Annotated in this window: 8 protein-coding genes; 5 read left to right on the top strand and 3 right to left on the bottom strand. The window is 61.3% G+C overall.

All coding sequences use genetic code 11. From position 1 onward, the window contains the following. Window positions 1-2 precede the first annotated feature (2 nt). Together JOD69_RS08095 and JOD69_RS08090 are read left to right on the top strand one after the other, a co-directional pair. Complete coding sequence (locus tag JOD69_RS08095) at window positions 3-1,073, top strand: polysaccharide pyruvyl transferase family protein (protein ID WP_210023856.1); 1,071 nt, start codon at window positions 3-5, stop codon at window positions 1,071-1,073. Window positions 1,074-1,076: 3 nt separating this feature from the next. After that, entirely contained in the window at window positions 1,077-2,468 is a 1,392-nt protein-coding gene (locus JOD69_RS08090) for a Coenzyme F420 hydrogenase/dehydrogenase, beta subunit C-terminal domain (RefSeq protein ID WP_210023855.1), read from the top strand. Between the two features lie 338 nt (window positions 2,469-2,806). Here JOD69_RS08090 and JOD69_RS08085 read toward each other — a convergent pair whose 3' ends face one another. Together JOD69_RS08085 and JOD69_RS08080 are read right to left on the bottom strand one after the other, a co-directional pair. Further along, on the bottom strand, window positions 2,807-4,978 hold the full coding sequence (locus JOD69_RS08085; RefSeq protein WP_133717781.1) for a bifunctional (p)ppGpp synthetase/guanosine-3',5'-bis(diphosphate) 3'-pyrophosphohydrolase: 2,172 nt from the start codon (window positions 4,976-4,978) through the stop codon (window positions 2,807-2,809). 66 nt (window positions 4,979-5,044) lie between these two features. Continuing rightward, on the bottom strand, window positions 5,045-6,388 hold the full coding sequence (locus tag JOD69_RS08080; RefSeq protein ID WP_086134558.1) for a diguanylate cyclase: 1,344 nt from the start codon (window positions 6,386-6,388) through the stop codon (window positions 5,045-5,047). 566 nt (window positions 6,389-6,954) lie between these two features. On the opposite strand from JOD69_RS08080, the gene JOD69_RS08075 reads away from it, so the two are divergent. Continuing rightward, complete coding sequence (locus tag JOD69_RS08075) at window positions 6,955-8,277, top strand: NAD(P)/FAD-dependent oxidoreductase (RefSeq protein ID WP_210023854.1); 1,323 nt, start codon at window positions 6,955-6,957, stop codon at window positions 8,275-8,277. Window positions 8,278-8,448: 171 nt separating this feature from the next. Here the strand turns inward: JOD69_RS08075 and JOD69_RS08070 are convergent, their stop codons facing one another. Further along, window positions 8,449-10,398, bottom strand: a complete 1,950-nt coding sequence (locus tag JOD69_RS08070; RefSeq protein ID WP_077728865.1) for an ATP-binding protein — start codon at window positions 10,396-10,398, stop codon at window positions 8,449-8,451. A 243-nt stretch (window positions 10,399-10,641) separates the two neighbouring features. On the opposite strand from JOD69_RS08070, the gene JOD69_RS08065 reads away from it, so the two are divergent. Together JOD69_RS08065 and JOD69_RS08060 are read left to right on the top strand one after the other, a co-directional pair. Next, window positions 10,642-14,979: a DEAD/DEAH box helicase gene (locus JOD69_RS08065; RefSeq protein ID WP_210023853.1), complete on the top strand. Its 4,338-nt coding sequence runs from the start codon at window positions 10,642-10,644 to the stop codon at window positions 14,977-14,979. Window positions 14,980-14,982: 3 nt separating this feature from the next. Next, window positions 14,983-18,174: an error-prone DNA polymerase gene (locus JOD69_RS08060; protein WP_210023852.1), complete on the top strand. Its 3,192-nt coding sequence runs from the start codon at window positions 14,983-14,985 to the stop codon at window positions 18,172-18,174. The last annotated feature ends 69 nt before the right edge of the window (window positions 18,175-18,243 follow it).

The raw sequence follows: 18,243 nt of genomic DNA, 5'->3' as shown, positions 1-18,243 counted from the left end.
CTATGGGGAATCCTAAGCCAAGGATGGGAATCCTGACCTTTCACCGCTGCATCAATTACGGCAGCTACTGGCAAGCGCGTTGCCTGGTGGAGGAACTACGCTCGCGCGGGCACGAGGCCGTGATCCTGGATCACGATGCCTGGCGGATCAAACGCGCCGAATGGACGTGCGCACTCCGCCCTGTCCTGCCGACGTCGGTTCCAAGCATGGACTACCTGCTCTACGGCTTGAAGCTCCTCAAGTTTCTCCGTGCCATTTCCAAGCTGCCGCGTTCGCCGCGCTTCAACCTCGAACATGCGAGCAATCTGGAAAGCTTCGATCGGGTGATCGTCGGCAGCGACGAAGTGTGGAATCTGAGACACCCCTGGTATGGCGGATGTCCACTGTTCTTCGGCGCCGGCATCGGGGCACGGCTGGTTTCCTATGGCGCCAGTTTCGGCAATTACGACGCTTCGCAAGAACTCGAACCGGCTTGGGCGGATCGACTGCGCAGGTTCGAGGCGATTTCGGTTCGCGACGACAACTCCCGCGCCATTATTCAAAACGCGCTCGGCTTCGAACCGGAATTGGTGCTCGACCCCTGTCTTCAGTTCATGCCGAGACCGGAAGGAATCTGGCGCGGGCCGGATCGGCCTTTCGTAGCGGTCTATGGGCACAATTTCTCCGAGGCATTCGGCCGAAATGTTAGGCGCTGGGCCAGATCGCACGGCTATCCGATGGTCAGCCTGGGCTATCGGAACGACTGGGCCGATCAGCAATGGATCACCGCCGGTCCGCAGGATTTCGCCCATGCCATGGCCCGTGCGGAAGCGGTAGCGACCAACTTCTTCCACGGCTGTATTTTTGCCCTCCGCCATGCCAAACCTTTCGTCTCCGAGCGCTCCCCGTACCGGTCCACCAAGATCGAAAACTTGATGGCCATGATCGGCGGAGAAAAGCGTCTACTATCGGAAGATTCGACGGCGACCACTTACGACGTCTGCCTGAGCGAACTTTTGGATTCCCGGATACTCGACCGGGTCGATCGGCTCCGTCGACAGTCGAACGAATTTCTCGATCACGCATTGGATTGACCGATGCCGACCCCAGCCGATCGACAGACCTTCAGTCCGCGGGACATCGTGGATTCTGATCTCTGCATCGGCTGCGGCAGTTGCGTGGCACGGGCGAATGCCTTCGCCTCGCGGATGGAGCTGGACCGGTACGGGCAATATAAGCCGACAGGGTCTCCCGAATGGCTGCGCCGCAGATCCTCGGAGTTCGCGCGAATCTGCCCGTTTTCGCCTGGTGCAAGGGACGAGAACGAGCTGGCCGAGCAGCTTTTTCCGGATGCCGGCCGGCACGATTCCGCCGTGGGACATTTTCGAGCCGCCTACGTGGGTTACGTGGCCGAAAAGGACTTCCGCGAGCGTGGAAGCTCGGGCGGCATGGTCAGCTGGGTTTTGGCGGAATTGCTGCGCAGCGGGCGGATCGACGGCGCGGCGCATGTCGCGGCCACGGACCCGAAGCGCGACGGGCTGTTCTTCCGTTATCGGATCTCGCGCACCGAGGACGAAATCCTGGCTGGCGCGAAGTCGCGCTATTATCCGGTGGAATTATCGGACGCGCTCGGACTCATCCGGGCGAATCCGGGACGCTATGCCGTGGTCGGAGTCCCCTGTTTCATCAAGGCGGTACAACTCCTCCGCCGCTATGATCCCGTGTTTCGCGAACGCATTCGGTTCACCCTGGGGCTATTCTGCGGCCACATGAAGAGTGCCCGTTTCGTGGAAAGCTTCGCCTGGCAAATGGGTGTCCCGGTAGACGACGTTCAAGGTGTCGAATTCCGCCGCAAAGATCCCGATCGTCCGGCGAACTGGTACACCGCTCAATTGACGCTCAGGAACGGGCAAGTGGTACAGAAGGACTGGTGGCATCTGGCGGACGGCGACTGGGGCGCCGGTTTTTTTCAGAACTCGGCCTGCAACGCCTGCGACGACGTGGTCGCGGAAACGGCCGACATCGCCTTCGGCGATGCCTGGGTGGAACCTTATTCATCCGACGGGCGCGGCACGAATGTGGTCATCGTCCGCTCGCCGGAAATGGAACGGCTCGTGACGACCGGGTTCGAACAAGGCCGGCTGCACCTGACGCCGGTCGACGCCCGGTTCGTCGAACAAACGCAGGCCGCGGGTTTTCGGCAGCGCCGGGAGGGTCTCGCCTATCGACTGAGTTGGCGGCGTCCCGGCGTGAAGCCGAGCAAGCGTGTACCGCCGGATTCCCGAGGCCTATCCGCCCGAAGAAAACTGATTTACCGGTTTCGCAGCCTGATCACGGCCTGGAGCCATCCGGTATTCCGGTTCGCCCGTTTGATCCGCCGGCCGGGGCTCTATATCCGCTGGGCGCGTCTGGCGTTGGCGATCTATCACGGTTTGGCCTATTCCCGGGGCTGGCTTGGCGCAATGATCGACCGATGGGGGCAACACTAAGGAGACTACGTATTACGTATAGAACATTTCGGTCTTCTGTTTTTTTCCCGTTATGGCGCGCCCGAGCATCGCCGGCTTGAGTCGGAACCGCCCGAAGGGGCACGCGAGGGATCGCGTGCGGCGACAAAGGCACACGGACGTGCCTTTTGTCGCCCCCGGATCAAGGCGGCGAAGCGCAGGATCAGCGCGCCATCCGGGTGCCCTTTCTTTGGGTTACTTTTCTTTGGGCAAGCAAAGAAAAGTAACTCGCCAGCGGGGCGAGACCCGCTCCAAAGCAGTCGCCGCGATCAGCGGCACCTTTTACCAAAGCGACTAATGCGAAAAGAAATCACAACCCCTCACCCGTGCTGCAAGCGCCTGGCGCTGAACACGTTGTGCACCTGGCCGATCTTGTCCAGCACCGAGCTGAGCTGTCCGGGGTCCGATACCTCGGCCGTGATCCTCATGACGACCGACTGATCGTCCCCGTTGGTCTCGCTGTGGGTGCGCACGATATTGATATGTTCGTGCGCCAGAATATGGGTGATGTCCTTGAGCAGCCCCTTTCGATCCAGCGCCTTGACTTCGAGCTCCACCGGGAACGCTTCCGGCTCCGTACCCCAGGCCACGTCGATCAGACGGCTCATCTTGCGGGGCGGCAACTGAATGATGTTGTCGCAATCCTGGCGATGGATGGCGACGCCCTTGCCCACCGTCACATAGCCGATGATCCGATCGCCGGGCTTGGGCTCGCAGCAATGGGCGAAATAGGTCAGAAGGTTGCGGACTCCCTGGATGGTCACCTCTTCCGATGCCTTGCCCGTCGCCGGCGGCAAGGGCTTTTTCGCCGGGGGAGCCGCCGGAACCTTCGGCTGCCATTCCGGAAGCTTCAAGGCATTGGCCAGCTGGGCCGGAGCGATGTCGGCGCGGCCGACGGCCAGCAGCAGATCGTCCCCGCGCGGCAAATGGAAATGCCGTGCCAGCTCGTCCAGATCGACGTCCTTGATGCCCAGCTTCTGCCGCTCCCGGTCCAGAATGGATTTCCCGGCGCGAAGATGCTTTTCATGATCCTGCTGCTTGAACCATTGGCGGATCTTGGTACGCGCGTGGCCGGTCCTGACATAACCCAGGTGCGGATCCAGCCACCCGAGGCTCGGGCCGCCGTGCTTGGCGGTGAGAATTTCGACCTTTTCGCCGGACTTGAGCGAATAGGTCAACGGCACGATACGTCCGTTGACCTTCGCGCCGCGGCAGCGGTGCCCCACCTCGGTGTGGATGTGATAGGCGAAATCCAGCGGCGTCGCTCCTTTACTTAACCGGACCACCTGCCCTTTCGGCGTCAGCACGAAGATCTGGTCCTCGAACAGTTCGGCGCGGAAATCCTCCAGCATCGACTGATCGTCGTCCCTGCTTTCCAGCAGGCGGCGCAGGGCATTGATGCTGCGATCGAGAACCGCGTCCTGCTTGCCGCCTTCCTTATATCGCCAGTGAGCCGCGACACCGTATTCGGCGAAATCGTGCATGGCCTGGGTGCGAATCTGAACTTCGACCGGCCGGCCTTCGGGTCCGATCACTACCGTGTGCAGCGATTGATAGCCGTTTTCCTTGGGGTTGGCGATGTAATCGTCGAACTCCTTGGGAACGTGGAGCCAGCGGCCGTGCACCAGACCGAGCACCGCATAACAGGTCGCAACATCGTCGACGATGACCCTTACGGCGTGCAGGTCATACAGCTCCTCCAGGTCCAGCTCCTTGCGCTGCGTCTTCCGATAAATGCTGTAGATGTGCTTGGGACGGCCGTAAACCTTGGCGTGGATATGGTTCGCTTCCAATTCCTGCCGCAGTATCTCGATGAATTGACCGACGAAAGCTTCCCGCGTGGCGCGGTTGGTCGCCAACTGGTTGGCAAGATCGCGGTATTTGTCGGGGTTTAGATAGCGAAAAGCGAGATCCTCCAGCTCCCACTTGAGCTGCCCCACGCCCAGCCGGTTCGCCAGGGGCGCGAACACGTCCAGGGTTTCCATGGCGATCCTTTGGCGCAACTCGCCGTCCTGATTCTTGAGCAGCCGCAAGCGCTGCAGACGATAGGCGAGCTTGACCAGCACCGCACGCACGTCGTTGACCACCGATAAAAGCATGCGGCGCAAGAGTTCCGCCTGGGCGGGCTCCTTGATTTCGGTCGGACGGTATTCGTCGAAGGTGTTGAGCCAATTGACCTTCTGCACCAAATCGGCGACGGTCTCCCCGAATTGGGCCTTGATGTCGGCTTCCTTGAGCGTATCGCGGAGATAAGGATCGCTCAGCAGCGCAACCTGCAGCGTGAGCCCATCGGCCTTGATCCCGAGGAGAATATCCGCGACGTCGATGCCGCGCGGCCTGACGATCGTATCTTGATCCCGCGCCCTGCGGGCGAGGTTCAGGGCCTCGGCGATCTTGCCGCGTTCGGCCCCGCCGGCAGCAGCCATCAGCCGCGCCTCCAAGTCATCGATAGCGTGAGAAGAGATATCGGAGCGAGACAGAGAATGCTTCATGAAAATCCGTATAAACACACAAGGTCGAGCAAGACAAGCAAACGGCGCACCAGCGCCAAAGACTACTCAACCCCAGACCATCACCCGATTGCCTCCCGCACGCTTGGCCATGTACATCGCACTATCGGCCTGGAACAGAAGGTCCTCGCTGGTCGCGCCATGACGAGGATATTCCGCGATCCCCATCGAGAGCGTGCTGGTTAATACTTGGTCTTCATAAACGATGTGTAATTCCTGAAACGCCAAACGCCAGGATTCGGCACGCTGAGCCGCCGTCAACAACGGAGCGCCCGGCAGAATGGCCACGAATTCCTCGCCGCCGAAGCGGCAGACGATATCCTCGCTGCGCAGGTGGCGCAGCAACAGTGCCGCCAGTTCCTTCAGGACCAGATCCCCCGCCGGATGACCATAAGTGTCGTTGAGTTGCTTGAAATGGTCGATGTCGATCATGACCAGACTGAGCGGCTGATCTTCCCGGGCCGATCGTGACAACTCGCGCCTCAGGGTCTCTTCCATGTACCGCCGGTTGAACAGCGACGTCAGCGGATCGCGTACCGCCAAATCTCTCAGTTTTTCCTGCAATATCCGGTTCTCGGCCAATTGCGCTTCGAGCCGCTCGTTGCTGGCCTGCAATTTATCTTCCGCCAGCTTGCGATCGGTAATGTCGATCAGAAAAGTTAAAATCACGGATACCGTATCTTTCCCGTCCCGCAGCATGCTCGCGGACAAATCGCCCCAGAATACGCTTCCGTCCTTTCGGACCAAACGCTTCTCTCCCCGGTATTGGTCGACTTCACCGCCCAAAAGCGCCTCGGCTCGTTCGCGCGATACGAAACTGTCTTCCGAGGAAATGAGATCGCTCGGAGATAACGCGCTCATTTCGTCGGCGGTGTATCCGAACAGTTCCAACCAACGCCGATTCACCTCGATAAACCGAAAATTCGTATCCAACAAAGCGATCCCGACGGCCGCCTGGTCGAACACCCCCCGCCACAAAGCGATGTTGGAACGAAACTCGGCTTCTTCCGGCTGGGGTATATAGGCGGGCACATCGATCAAGGACAACACGGCGATAGGCTCGCCGTCCAGCTCGGCCGCGCTTGCGTCGATCGAATACTTATGGTGTTTGTTCGACGCGTTCTTAAGAAGCGCCTCCGAACGGACCGTCTTCTTGTCAGAGCACACCGATTCGAGCAACTGCCGCAGAGCATTAGGGTCGTCGAACAGCACCGACGCATCGAGTCCGGGTTTGACGGTATCGCCGAAAAGTTCGCGAGCCGGGCGATTGAGAAAAAGCAGCTTTTGATCGGCCAGTCGAATAGTAACGAGCGGAACAGGAATTTGGTCGCTCCAATCGGGAATGGGATTTGGAAACTCGGAATTCAGCACAAAATCCTGTGGGGCACACATCTGATTAACGTCCGTAAGACAAACCGACTCATCGCTAGTTCTTCAGCCAACCGATAACCAAATCCTATGCTCGAATATTAGCAAGGGCTAAGACGAACATCCACCGCGTTCCTCGACGCACACCGGATTAAAGACATCGGACCTTCGGCTGTGGCAGAATCCGCAGCGGCCGAACATCTCACGGTAATCCGTCATCGGCGCGACTCAATCCGGACCGCCAGCGGGCCGGGGGAGCCGGCTTCAGCGAATATTCGGGAGGCGCTCGATGTCGCATTTTTCCGCTATCACAGTTTGGACTAGCGGTTTTGGCATACCGATCAATTCGCCATCGATAACAGCGTAGACTCATCGATTGTTTCAGCGGATTTACGCAGCCGTCCCATCAACGCCGCTTCAGACGGATGCTTATACCAAGCAAAGCACCGGAAAAGAATTACGCACGGGATAAGCATCACATTTTCGGCAAGACGCGAAAATGCCGGGAACGGGTACCGCCCTTTCAAGGGGGCAAGACCGGCTTATTCCAGTCTTAGATCAGTCATCTATTAAAAAAGGGGGGAGAGGATATGAGCGAATCTAAAACAAGTGAAAACCGGCCCAGGATCGTGGTGGTCGGCGGCGGCGCCGGCGGTCTGGAACTGGTTACGCAGCTCGGCAAGAGCCTTGGCCGGAAGAAGGCCGATATCACGCTGATCGATTGCAGCCGCACTCACATCTGGAAACCGCTGCTGCACGAAGTGGCCGCCGGCACCCTGGATTCCCACGACGACGAACTGGATTATCTAGCCCAGGCGAGCAGCAACGGTTTCCGGTACGTATTGGGCCGCATGGACGGTCTCGATCGCACCAACAAACAAGTCCATCTGGCGGCGATGGTGAACGAAAAGGGCGAAGAAATCATGCCGCCCCGCACCCATCCCTACGACATGCTGGTCATCGCCGTGGGCAGCATCTGCAACGATTTCGGCATCACCGGCGTGGCCGAACATTGCCTGTTCCTGGATACCACCGACCAGGCGGAACAGTTCCAAAACCGGCTGCTGGAAGCGTATTTCCACGCCCACGCCACCGGAGGCGTCAAGGAAACCGGTCAATTGGACGTCGCCATCGTCGGCGGAGGCGCCACGGGCATCGAGCTGTCCGCCCAGCTTCATCAGGCCACACGGCTATTGAGCGCCTACGGGCTCGATAACGTGAAGCCGTCCGACCTCCAGATTCACATCATCGAGGCCGCCGACCGATTGCTCCCGGAACTGCCCGAGCGCCTCTCCAAATCCACGCTCAAACAGCTGGAAAAACTCGGCATTCAGGTCCATCTCGGCGAGCGTGTGGTGGAAGTTACCAAGGACGGCATGAAGACCCAAAGCGGCCGATTCATCCCGGCGGCGCTGAAAGTCTGGGCTGCCGGCGTCAAAGCACCCGATTTTCTCAAGACCATCGCGGATCTCGAAACCAACCGGATCAACCAGGTCGTGGTCCGCCCCACCCTGCAAACCACCGTCGACGACGACATCTTCGCCATCGGCGACTGCGCCGCCTGCCCTTGGCCGGAAAAAAACTCCACCGTTCCGCCACGCGCCCAATCCGCCCATCAGCAAGCCACCCTCGTCCTGAAGAATCTCCGTCGAAAACTGGAGGGCAAGTCCATGCTCACCTACCGATACAAGGACTACGGCTCGCTGGTATCGCTCGGCAAATACAGCACCGTCGGCAATCTGATGGGCAATCTGATGGGCACGGTGATGATCGAGGGCCTGATAGCCCGGCTGGTTTACCTTTCGCTCTACAAGATGCACCAACTGGCGCTATTCGGACCGATCCGGGTCAGCATGCTGATGGTCTCGGGATTCTTCCGGCGGAGATTGAGGCCGAAGATCAAGCTGCATTGAGCCTCGTCTATAGGATGTGCTGACGAAGGAAGGGTCGCGACTAAAGCGACCGTTTGCGATTGGAAGCGCATCGTTCGCGATTGATGCGGTTCACTTCGGTCACCACATCCTACAAACTGACTTGTAATCAAGAAACGAGAACGTAGGATGCGGTGAGGCACAAACCGCATCCTACAATCCGGGAACCACGCACACCTGCTCGCAGAGCGGCAAGCGTATTACGAATTCGCTGCCTTTGCCGAGCCCTTCGCTTTTGACTTCGACGTTTCCCCCGTGCATCTCGATGATTTTCTGAACGATCATCAAACCCAGTCCGAGCCCGCCTTGCGCTCGGTCCAGCGTTCTCGCGGCTTGGGTGAATGCATCGAAAAGATGGGGCAGTAATGCGCTGGAGATTCCTTCGCCGGTATCGCGGATGGAGATGATCGCTTCCCCGTTCTCGGCGACTGCGGCAAGCCAAATTCTGCCGCCTTCCGGCGTGTACTTGGCAGCATTGTCGAGAAGATTCGAAACGACTTGAACCAAGCGCACGTGGTCACCTTCGAGATACACCGGCTCTTCGGGCATCGCGACCGAAAGCGTGTGGTGTCTGGACTCGATCAGCGGCTGACTGGTTTCGACAGCCTGGTTGATGACCGTCACGAGATCGACCAGAGTGATTTGAAGCGTGAGTTTGCCTTGCACGATTCGCGACACATCCAACAGATCGCTCACCAAGCGAGCCAGATGATCGACTTGCCGGTCGACCACATCGCGCGCCCACCGCAGATTGGGATCGGGAGTATCCAGCTTGCGCATCAGATGAACCGCATTCCGGATAGGCGCCAGCGGATTCCGGAGTTCGTGTCCGAGCATGGCGATGAATTCGTTCTTTTGCCGGTCGGCATCGCGAAGCGCTTCCTCCGCCTGTTTACGGTCGGTAATGTCCCGCAACACCCCGATCATGCGCACCGGAGTGCCATGGGCGTCATAGTGGAAATCTCCGATCGACGAAACCCATCGAACCGAACCGTCCGGCCAGACAATGCGGAAATCGCAGTCATAGCGGGTGTGACGTTCCCTCGCCTCGTCGACGGTGGCCGCGACATGCGGCAAATCCTCCGGATGTATCCGATCGGAAATCATTCCTTCGTCCATCACCGTCTCCTTGGGCGGGTAGCCAAAAAGCGCGGCATGACGAGGATTCCCCACGACTTTCCGGCTGCCGAGATCCCAATCCCAGGTACCCATCTGCGCGGCATCGATCGCCAATCGGTACCGCTCCTCACTCTCCCGCAACGCCTGTTCCCGCTTGACGCTTTCGCTGATGTCCATAATCACCACCGCGGCGCCCGCGATGCGACCGGTAGCGTCGCGGATGGGTGCGGCGCTGTTGTGAACAATGGCCCGAGCGCCGTCGAAACGCAGAATTTCCATCAGCTGCCCGACGACCGGCTCTCCTTTTTTCAAGACTTGCGCCGGGGCCCAATCCTCCGGCCGGACGCGCTCGTCGGTATCCACCCACCACGCTTTAAAGACGGCATAATCGCTGACCGACCGTACGGGCGGACACGGCCCGCCCCAAACCTGATCGACGGCTCGGTTGGTGCCGATGATGCCGCCTTGTGCGTCCAGGATGGCCACACCCACGGGCAAGGTTTCCATGATGGCTTCGAGCCGGCTGCGCTCGTTCACGACCTCGGTATGCGCCGCGTTCAGCGCCTGTTCGGCCCGCTGGCGCTCGACGATTTCCCGCTCGAGTCGTTCCTTTTGCCGCAGCACCTCGAGGAGCGCCTTTCGTTCTCCGCTACGCAGAAGCGAAACCATCAGGCTGAGCACAGCGCCCACGCTCAACAGCAGCAAGGTTCTGAGCCACTCCCTTTGTTCCACGATCTGCCATGAATGGAGAGGCTCGATCAAATAGAAGATACTCGCCAAGGTGCTCAACACGGTGGCAAAAAGTCCCGCCCTAAAGCTGCCGTACCAGGCCGCAAGCGCCACTCCGAGCAGGAAGAGAAGCAAAGGAGGCGATCCCATGAAAAGCGGCAGCAGGAAATACTGAACGATCACTATGGTTGCTGTCGCCAATGCCGCTACAACATAGCCGTTACTCAAAATCCGTCTGATTGGAAATCTGTGCAAGGAGGTATGCCCTTATTGATCCGAATCTCTTCGGATGAAATCGAAACCGTAAAATCGACTGCCGCGGAAAATACGATACCTTGACCGAAACCGCTATAACAAAACTGAGACATCGGTCAAAGGGTCCCGGTGCGGCGTTGTTTTCACCCTCTCCCAGAGGGAAAGGGTGAAAACTGCGCGATCGCCCGGCCGCGACGATAAGCCTGATTGAGATTGCCGTCCGCTTTGGGGTAACGTAGTTCCATGATTCTCGATCGATTTCACCCAGCTGTCTCGGCTTGGTTCCGGGACGCCTTCCCCGCGCCGACCGAATGCCAGACCGAAGCCTGGGACGCCATTAAATCCGGCCGGCATACGCTGATTGCCGCGCCCACCGGTTCCGGCAAAACCCTCGCGGCGTTTCTGGCCGCCATAGACGATCTGGTTAGGGAAGGCGAAGTCTTCGGTTTGCCGGAAGAAACCCGCGTGCTCTACATCTCGCCGCTCAAGGCGCTGAGCAACGATATCCACAAGAACCTCGAAGCGCCGCTGGACGGAATCAACACCAGACTGTTCGAACTCGGCTCGACAAACGTGGCGATTCGCTCCCAGGTCCGCACCGGCGACACCCCGGCACTCGCTCGGGCGGCTATGAACAAGCATCCGCCGCATATTCTGGTGACCACTCCCGAGTCGGTTTATATCCTTCTCACCAGCGAAGGCGGGAGGCGAATGCTGAAAACCGTTCGGACGGTGATCGTCGACGAAATCCATGCGGTGGTGGGCAGCAAGCGCGGATCGCACCTGGCCTTGTCGCTGGAACGGCTGGAGCGACTGGTCGAGCACCGCCTCATCCGCATCGGTCTCTCCGCAACCCAGAACCCCATCGAATCGGTCGCAAGCTTTCTGACCGGCGGGACCAATTGCCGCATCATCGATACCGGCCACCGGCGCCGACTCGACCTGGCCATCGAGCTGCCCGATTCGCCGCTGGAGGCGGTGCTCTCCCAGCAAGCGGCCAAGGAAATCTACGACCGCATGACGACCTTGATCGAGGCGCACAAGACCACGCTGATCTTCGTCAACACGCGCCGCATGGCGGAACGGGTGGCTCGCGCCCTGAGCGAACGGCTGGGCGAGGAACACGTCACCTCGCACCACGGCAGCCTGTCGCGGGAGCAGCGGCTTTCCGCCGAGCACCGGCTGAAAACGGGGAAGCTGAAAGCGCTGGTCGCCACCGCCTCCTTGGAACTCGGCATCGACGTGGGCGACGTGGACCTGGTTTGCCAACTGGGAACCACCGGCTCGATCTCCACCTTTCTGCAGCGAGTGGGCCGTTCCGGGCACTTTGCAGGAGGTCTGCCCAAGGGCCGACTGTTCCCGGCCAGCCGGGACGATCTCATCGAATGCATCGCTCTGATCGATGCGATACGACGAGGCGATCTGGATCGCTTGATCATGCCGCAAAAGCCCGTGGATGTCCTGGCTCAGCAGATCGTCGCAATGGTGGCCGCGGCGGACTGGTCGGAGGACGAGCTTTACCGCACCGTGTGCCGCGCGTTTCCCTACCGCGAACTGAGCCGGCAAGAGTTCGACGAAATCGTCAAGATGCTGGCGGAGGGCTTCAGTACCCGGCGCGGGCCGCGCGGCGCCTATTTGCACCGGGACGGCATCCACAAGCGCTTGCGGGCCCGGAGAGGCGCGAGACTCACCGCCGTGACCTGCGGCGGGGCGATTCCGGACAACGCCGAATACCGCGTGATCCTGGAGCCCGCCGGGGAATTCATCGGCACCGTGGACGAAGATTTCGCCATCGAAAGCCTGGCCGGCGACATTTTCCAGCTCGGCAACGCGAGCTGGCGGGTCTTGCGGCTCGAAGCCGGCACCTTGCGCGTGGAGGATGCCCGACATCAGCCGCCCAATATCCCGTTCTGGTTCGGCGAAGCGCCAGGGCGGACTCATGAGCTGTCTTACGCGGTGGCGCGGCTCCGGCGGGAAATCGAGGAGCGCTTGGAAAGGCCGTTCGATACAGGCTTTGTAGGCCCGGATAAGAACCTGAATCTACCCGCCGCCAATGCCTTTCTCGAAAAGGAGGTCGGCGTGTCGTCGCTGGCCGCAGTGCAGGCCGTCAACTACCTGGCCGCGGCCAAGCTGGCCCTAAGCACACTGCCCACCTTGGACACCCTGGTGTTCGAACGTTTCTTCGACGAATCGGGCGGCATGCAGTTCATCATTCACGCGCCCTACGGCAGCCGGGTCAATCGCGGCTGGGGACTCGCCCTGCGCAAGCGCTTCTGCCGTACCTTCAACTTCGAGCTGCAAGCCGCCGCCACCGAGAACGCCATCATCCTGTCACTGGGCGTCTCGCAAAGCTTTCCGCTGGAGGACGTCACGCGTTTCCTGAACGCCAACACCGTGCGCGATTTGTTGGTGCAGGCGCTGCTCGCGGCCCCGATGTTCAACGTGCGCTGGCGCTGGAACGCCGTCTGCTCGCTCGCGCTCAAGCGCTTTCAGGGCGGCCGTAAGACGCCCCCCTATCTCCTCCGCATGCAGGCGGAAGATCTCGTCACCTGCGTGTTTCCCGACCAGCTCGCGTGCTTCGAGAACATCGTCGGCGACCGGGAGGTGCCCGATCATCCGCTGGTCAACCAGACCGTGCACGATTGCCTGACCGAAGCCATGGACATCGACCGGTTGATCGAGGTGATCGGCGGGATCGAAAGCGGCGCGATCCGCGTGGTGTGCCGCGATCTGACCGAACCCTCGCCGCTCGCCGCCGAAATCGTCAATTCCAAGGTCTACAGCTTTCTGGACGGAGCTCCCCTGGAAGAGCGCCGGACCCGCGCGGTGGCCAGCCGCCGCTGGCTCGATCCTTCCGAAGCCGCGGACCTCGGACGTCTCGACCAGGCGGCCATCGACCGGGTGCGGCAGGAAGCCTGGCCCGAGGCCTCCAACGCCGACGAGCTGCACGACGCCTTGCAGATGCTGGGCTTTCTCCAGCAATCCGAAGCGGAAATCGGCTGGGAAGCATTCTTTCGGGAGTTGAAGCTGCAAGGGCGCGTGGCGGAATTGCATGTAGCGAGCGGCAACATTCTTTGGATTGCGGCCGAGCGCTTGCCGCAATTCCAGGCGGTGTATGCGCAGGCCGATGGCTCCTCGTCGGCTGGCATCGGTTATGCGGCACAACTGCCGCCGGAGTATCTGGAGCAAACCTGGACGCCGGAAGACGCGCTGAAGGAAATCGTCCGCGCGCGCATCGACTGCACCGGGCCGGTCACGGCGGCGGAACTGGCGGAAGCCATGGCTCTTCCCGTCGGCCGCGTCGAGTATGCTCTCCTGGCGCTGCAGAACGAAGGCTTCGTCCTGCGCGGGTCGTATACGCCAGGAGCCGGCACGGAAGAATGGTGCGAAAGGCGCCTTCTGGCGCGCATCCACCGCTACACCATCAACCGTCTGCGCCAGGAAATCGAACCGGTGCCCAGCGCCGATTTCATGCGTTTCCTGTTCCGCTGGCAGCACGTGCATCCCGAAAACCGCATGCAGGGCGCGCAAGCCCTCGCGGCGGTCCTGGCCCAACTGGAAGGCTTCGAGGCGGCCGCGGTTGCCTGGGAAGGCGATGTGCTGCCGGCGCGAATTGCCGATTACGACCCCGCCTGGCTCGACGCCCTGTGTCTTTCGGGCAAGATTGTCTGGACCCGGCTTTCCGCCGCCAAAGGCGGCCAAGGGCCCGTCAAATCCTCGCCCATGGCGCTCATAGCCCGGCGTCATCTATCGTACTGGCGGCAGTTCGCCGTTCAAAGCGAGTCAACCGAGCTGTCGCCCGCCGCACGGCACGTAGCGGATATCCTGAAAACCCGCGGCGCTCTCTTTTTCGAAGAACTGGCGCAGTGGACAGGTCTACTGCCGACCCAGCTGGAAAACACGCTGGCGGAACTGGTGGCGCGCGGGTGGGTCGCCTCGGACAGTTTCATGGGGCTGCGCGCCCTGCTGATCCCCGAGCAAAAAAAGCAGCGCTATCGGGGACTTTCCTTCGGAATGGCGGAAGCCGGGCGCTGGACGCTCGTGCAGCCGCCCTTGCTACTCGACGAGAACGCATCCGAGTCGGCCGATCAGGAAGCCGTCGAGCATATCGCCGGCACACTGCTCAAGCGCTATGGCGTCGTGTTTCGGGCGCTGTTGGCCCGCGAGACCGTCGCGCCGCCCTGGCAGGATCTCCTACGCATTTACCGGCGTCTGGAAGCGCGCGGCGAAATACGCGGAGGACGCTTCGTGGCCGGCCATTTCGGCGAGCAGTTCGCCCTGCCCGAAGCCGTGGAAGCCCTGCGCGCGGTGCGCAAGGAGAAAGACACCGAAACCTTGGTCACGCTCAGCGCCGTCGATCCGCTGAATCTCGTCGGCATCGTCACGCCCGGCGCGAAAATCCCCGCGCTCCCGGGCAATCGCGTGCTGTTCCGGGACGGCATCCCGACAGCCCTGCACGCCGGCAAGGAAACACAATTCCTGGTTTCGGTGGAAAAACACCGGGAGTGGGAGTTCAAGAACCGGCTGACGCAAAGGACCGTCCCACCGCAGCTGCGGGCTTATCTCGGCTCGGCGTCATAGGATATGGCCGAACTCCATTGCCTCAGCAATTACAGCTTCCTGCGCGGCGCCTCGCACCCGGAAGAGCTGGTCGAAACGGCAGCCCGCCTCGGCTATACCGCACTGGCGCTGACCGACGAATGCTCCCTGGCCGGAGTGGTAAAAGCTCATCTGGAGGCGCGCCGTCACGGCTTGAAGCTGATCGTCGGCAGCGAATTCCGATTGGAAGGATCGGTTCGACGCTCCAATCGCAAACGACCTGGCCGGGAGCGCCGGCCAGCCCCTTCCCCGGACGACCGTTTGCGATTGGAAGGGTCGTCCTGGCGCTCACGGGACGACCGTTTGCGATTGGAAGACGGGCTCAAGCTGGTGCTGCTGGCCACCGATCGGGAAGGCTACGCGCAGCTTTCCGGCCTCATCACCGCAGCCCGGATGAATGCGCCCAAAGGCCATTACCGGCTGGACCGCCTCATACTGGAACGACACCCGCTGGACCATTGCCTGGCGCTATGGCTGCCGGGCGAAACGCCGCAACCGGAACAAGGCGTCTGGCTTAAGGAGCGTTTTTCCGGCCGTCTTTGGATCGGCGTGGAGCTGTTCCTGAGCGGAACGGACCGGGAACGGCTGAATCGCCTTTGCCGGCTCGGCAGCGAGCTGGGACTGCCTTTGGTGGCCTGCAACGATGTGCACATGCACAGCCCGGAACGGCAGCCTCTGCAAGACACGCTCACCGCCATTCGCCTGAACCGGCCGCTTTCCGAGCTCGGCTACGCGCTGTTCCCGAACGGCGAGCGTCATCTCCGCCCGCTGTCCCGCCTGGCCCGGCTCTATCCCCCGGAGCTGCTGGCGGAAGCCGTGCGCATCGCCGAACGATGCCGGTTTTCGCTCGATGAACTCCGCTACGAATATCCGGCCGAACTGGTACCGGAAGGCCATACACCAAAGAGTTGGCTGCGTCATTTGACCGAGGAAGGTGTCAGGCGCCGCTGGCCTGACGGCGCTCCCGACAAGGTGCGGCGGCAAATCGAACACGAACTCTCTTTGATCGCCGATCTCGCCTATGAGCCCTATTTCCTCACCATTCAAGACATCGTCCGCTTCGCCCGCGAGCGCAGCATTCTCTGCCAGGGCCGCGGTTCGGCCGCCAACTCGGCGGTCTGCTATTGCCTAGGCATCACCGAAGTCGATCCGGGGCGTCTCGACCTTTTGTTCGAGCGCTTCATCTCCCGCGAGCGGAACGAACCGCCCGACATCGATGTGGATTTCGAGCACGAGCGGCGCGAGGAAGTCATCCAATACATCTACCGCAAATACGGCCGGCAGCGCGCCGCCCTGGCCGCCAGCGTCATCACTTACCGGACCCGCAGCGCGGTGCGCGACGTGGCCAAGGCGTTAGGCTTCAGCCGCGAGCAGATCGACCATCTGGCCGGAGCCGCCCATTTTTTGAGCGGCGACGGTGTGGATACCGAACGCCTCCAAGCCGCCGGCTTCGACCCTAAGAATCCGAAACTCCGCCTGCTCACCGGATTGGTCCGGCAATTGCGCGGCTTTCCGCGCCATCTGTCGCAACACACCGGCGGCTTCGTCATCGCGGCGGACGCCTTGCCGCGCTTGGTGCCGGTGGAAAACGCGGCGATGCCTGAACGCACCGTGATTCAATGGGACAAGGACGATCTGGAAGCGCTCGGCCTGCTCAAGGTGGACGTTCTCGCCTTAGGCATGCTGACCGCCATCCGCAAGGCGCTCGATTATGTGAGCAACTGGCGCGGTGAAGCACTGAGCCTGGACCGCATTCCGGCGGAAGATCCGGCGGTCTACGCCATGCTGCAACGGGCCGACAGCCTTGGGGTGTTTCAGGTGGAATCCCGCGCCCAAATGGCCATGCTGCCCCGCTTGAAACCTGAAAACTACTACGACCTGGTCATCCAGGTGGCGATCGTGCGCCCTGGTCCCATTCAGGGCGACATGGTTCATCCTTATCTCGCGCGCCGCAGCGGGCGGGAACCGGTCACTTATCCCGGCCCGGACGTCGAAAAAGTGCTCAAGCGCACCCTGGGCGTCCCGATTTTCCAGGAACAGGTGATGCAGATCGCCATGGTGGCCGCCGGTTTCAGCGCCGGCGAGGCGGACCAGCTCCGCCGCGCGATGGCGGCCTGGCACCGGCGCGGCGGTTTGGAAAAATTCGAAAGCCGTCTGATCGAAGGCATGCGCGAACGCGGCTACAGCGCCGAGTTCGCGGAGCAGATCTACCGGCAGATTCAGGGTTTCGGCGAATACGGCTTTCCGGAATCGCATTCCGCCAGCTTCGCCTTATTGGTATATGTTTCGGCCTGGCTGAAATGCCATCATCCCGCTGCTTTCACTTGCGCGCTGCTCAACAGCCAGCCCATGGGCTTTTACGCTCCCGCCCAGCTCGTTCAGGATGCGCGCCGTCACGGCGTGGATGTCCGCCCAGTCGACGTGCGGTACAGCGATTACGATTGCACACTCGAAGGGTCGCCCCCCGAACCATCCGCCCTCCGCCTCGGCCTGCGCCTGATGAAAGGTTTGTCGCGGCAAGGCGCCGAAGGCATCGTCGCCGCCCGGCTGGAGAAGCCCTTTGCCGATGCCGCCGACCTGATCGCCCGCGCAAAACTCGACCGCCGTGATTCCGAAGCATTGGCCGCGGCCGATGCCTTGCACGGACTCGCCGGCCACCGGCATCGCGCGTTTTGGGATATGAGCGCGCACGAACGCCCCACGCCGCTGTTCGGCCAGCCGGCGTTCGACGAGGGCGAGCCCTTGCTGCGTCCGCCCCGCGAGGGCGAAAACATCGTCGCCGATTACGCGTCCACCGGACTCACCCTGCGCCGCCATCCCTTGACTCTGCTGCGTTCCCGGCTCGCCGCACGGCGCCTGCTCAGTGCCGAGGAATTGCGCGCACTGGGCCACGGATGCTTCGCGCGCACCGCCGGCCTTGTCATCTGCCGGCAGCGCCCGATGACCGCTTCCGGCGTCATCTTTCTCACCCTCGAAGACGAAACCGGCCAGACCAATGTCATCGTCTGGCCCAGCCTGGTCCAGCGGCAGCGCCACATCGTTCTGCAAGCGGGACTCCTCGCCGTGCACGGCACGGTGCAGGAAGAAGACGGCGTGTTGCACCTCGTTGCCGGCCGGCTGGAAGACTTGAGCCACTGGCTGGGTAACTTGAGCGTGCCCTGCCGGGATTTTCATTAGAGCATTTTCCGGCGTGGTGTGGCAGGTTTTGTCGGCAAAGGATTGCCGACCTACTTCACCCGGAGGGGC

Source organism: Methylocaldum sp. RMAD-M (assembly GCF_017832375.1).
Taxonomy (GTDB): Bacteria; Pseudomonadota; Gammaproteobacteria; order Methylococcales; family Methylococcaceae; genus Methylocaldum.
This window is presented reverse-complemented; position numbering and strand designations above follow the sequence as displayed.

What these genes read in the sequence shown, in the direction of transcription:
- JOD69_RS08095 (WP_210023856.1), top strand. Translation starts at nt 3, where the DNA reads ATGGGGAATCCTAAGCCAAGGATGGGAATCCTGACCTTTCACCGCTGC.
- JOD69_RS08090 (WP_210023855.1), top strand. Translation starts at nt 1,077, where the DNA reads ATGCCGACCCCAGCCGATCGACAGACCTTCAGTCCGCGGGACATCGTG.
- JOD69_RS08085 (WP_133717781.1), bottom strand. Translation starts at nt 4,978, where the DNA reads ATGAAGCATTCTCTGTCTCGCTCCGATATCTCTTCTCACGCTATCGAT.
- JOD69_RS08080 (WP_086134558.1), bottom strand. Translation starts at nt 6,388, where the DNA reads ATGTGTGCCCCACAGGATTTTGTGCTGAATTCCGAGTTTCCAAATCCC.
- JOD69_RS08075 (WP_210023854.1), top strand. Translation starts at nt 6,955, where the DNA reads ATGAGCGAATCTAAAACAAGTGAAAACCGGCCCAGGATCGTGGTGGTC.
- JOD69_RS08065 (WP_210023853.1), top strand. Translation starts at nt 10,642, where the DNA reads ATGATTCTCGATCGATTTCACCCAGCTGTCTCGGCTTGGTTCCGGGAC.
- JOD69_RS08060 (WP_210023852.1), top strand. Translation starts at nt 14,983, where the DNA reads ATGGCCGAACTCCATTGCCTCAGCAATTACAGCTTCCTGCGCGGCGCC.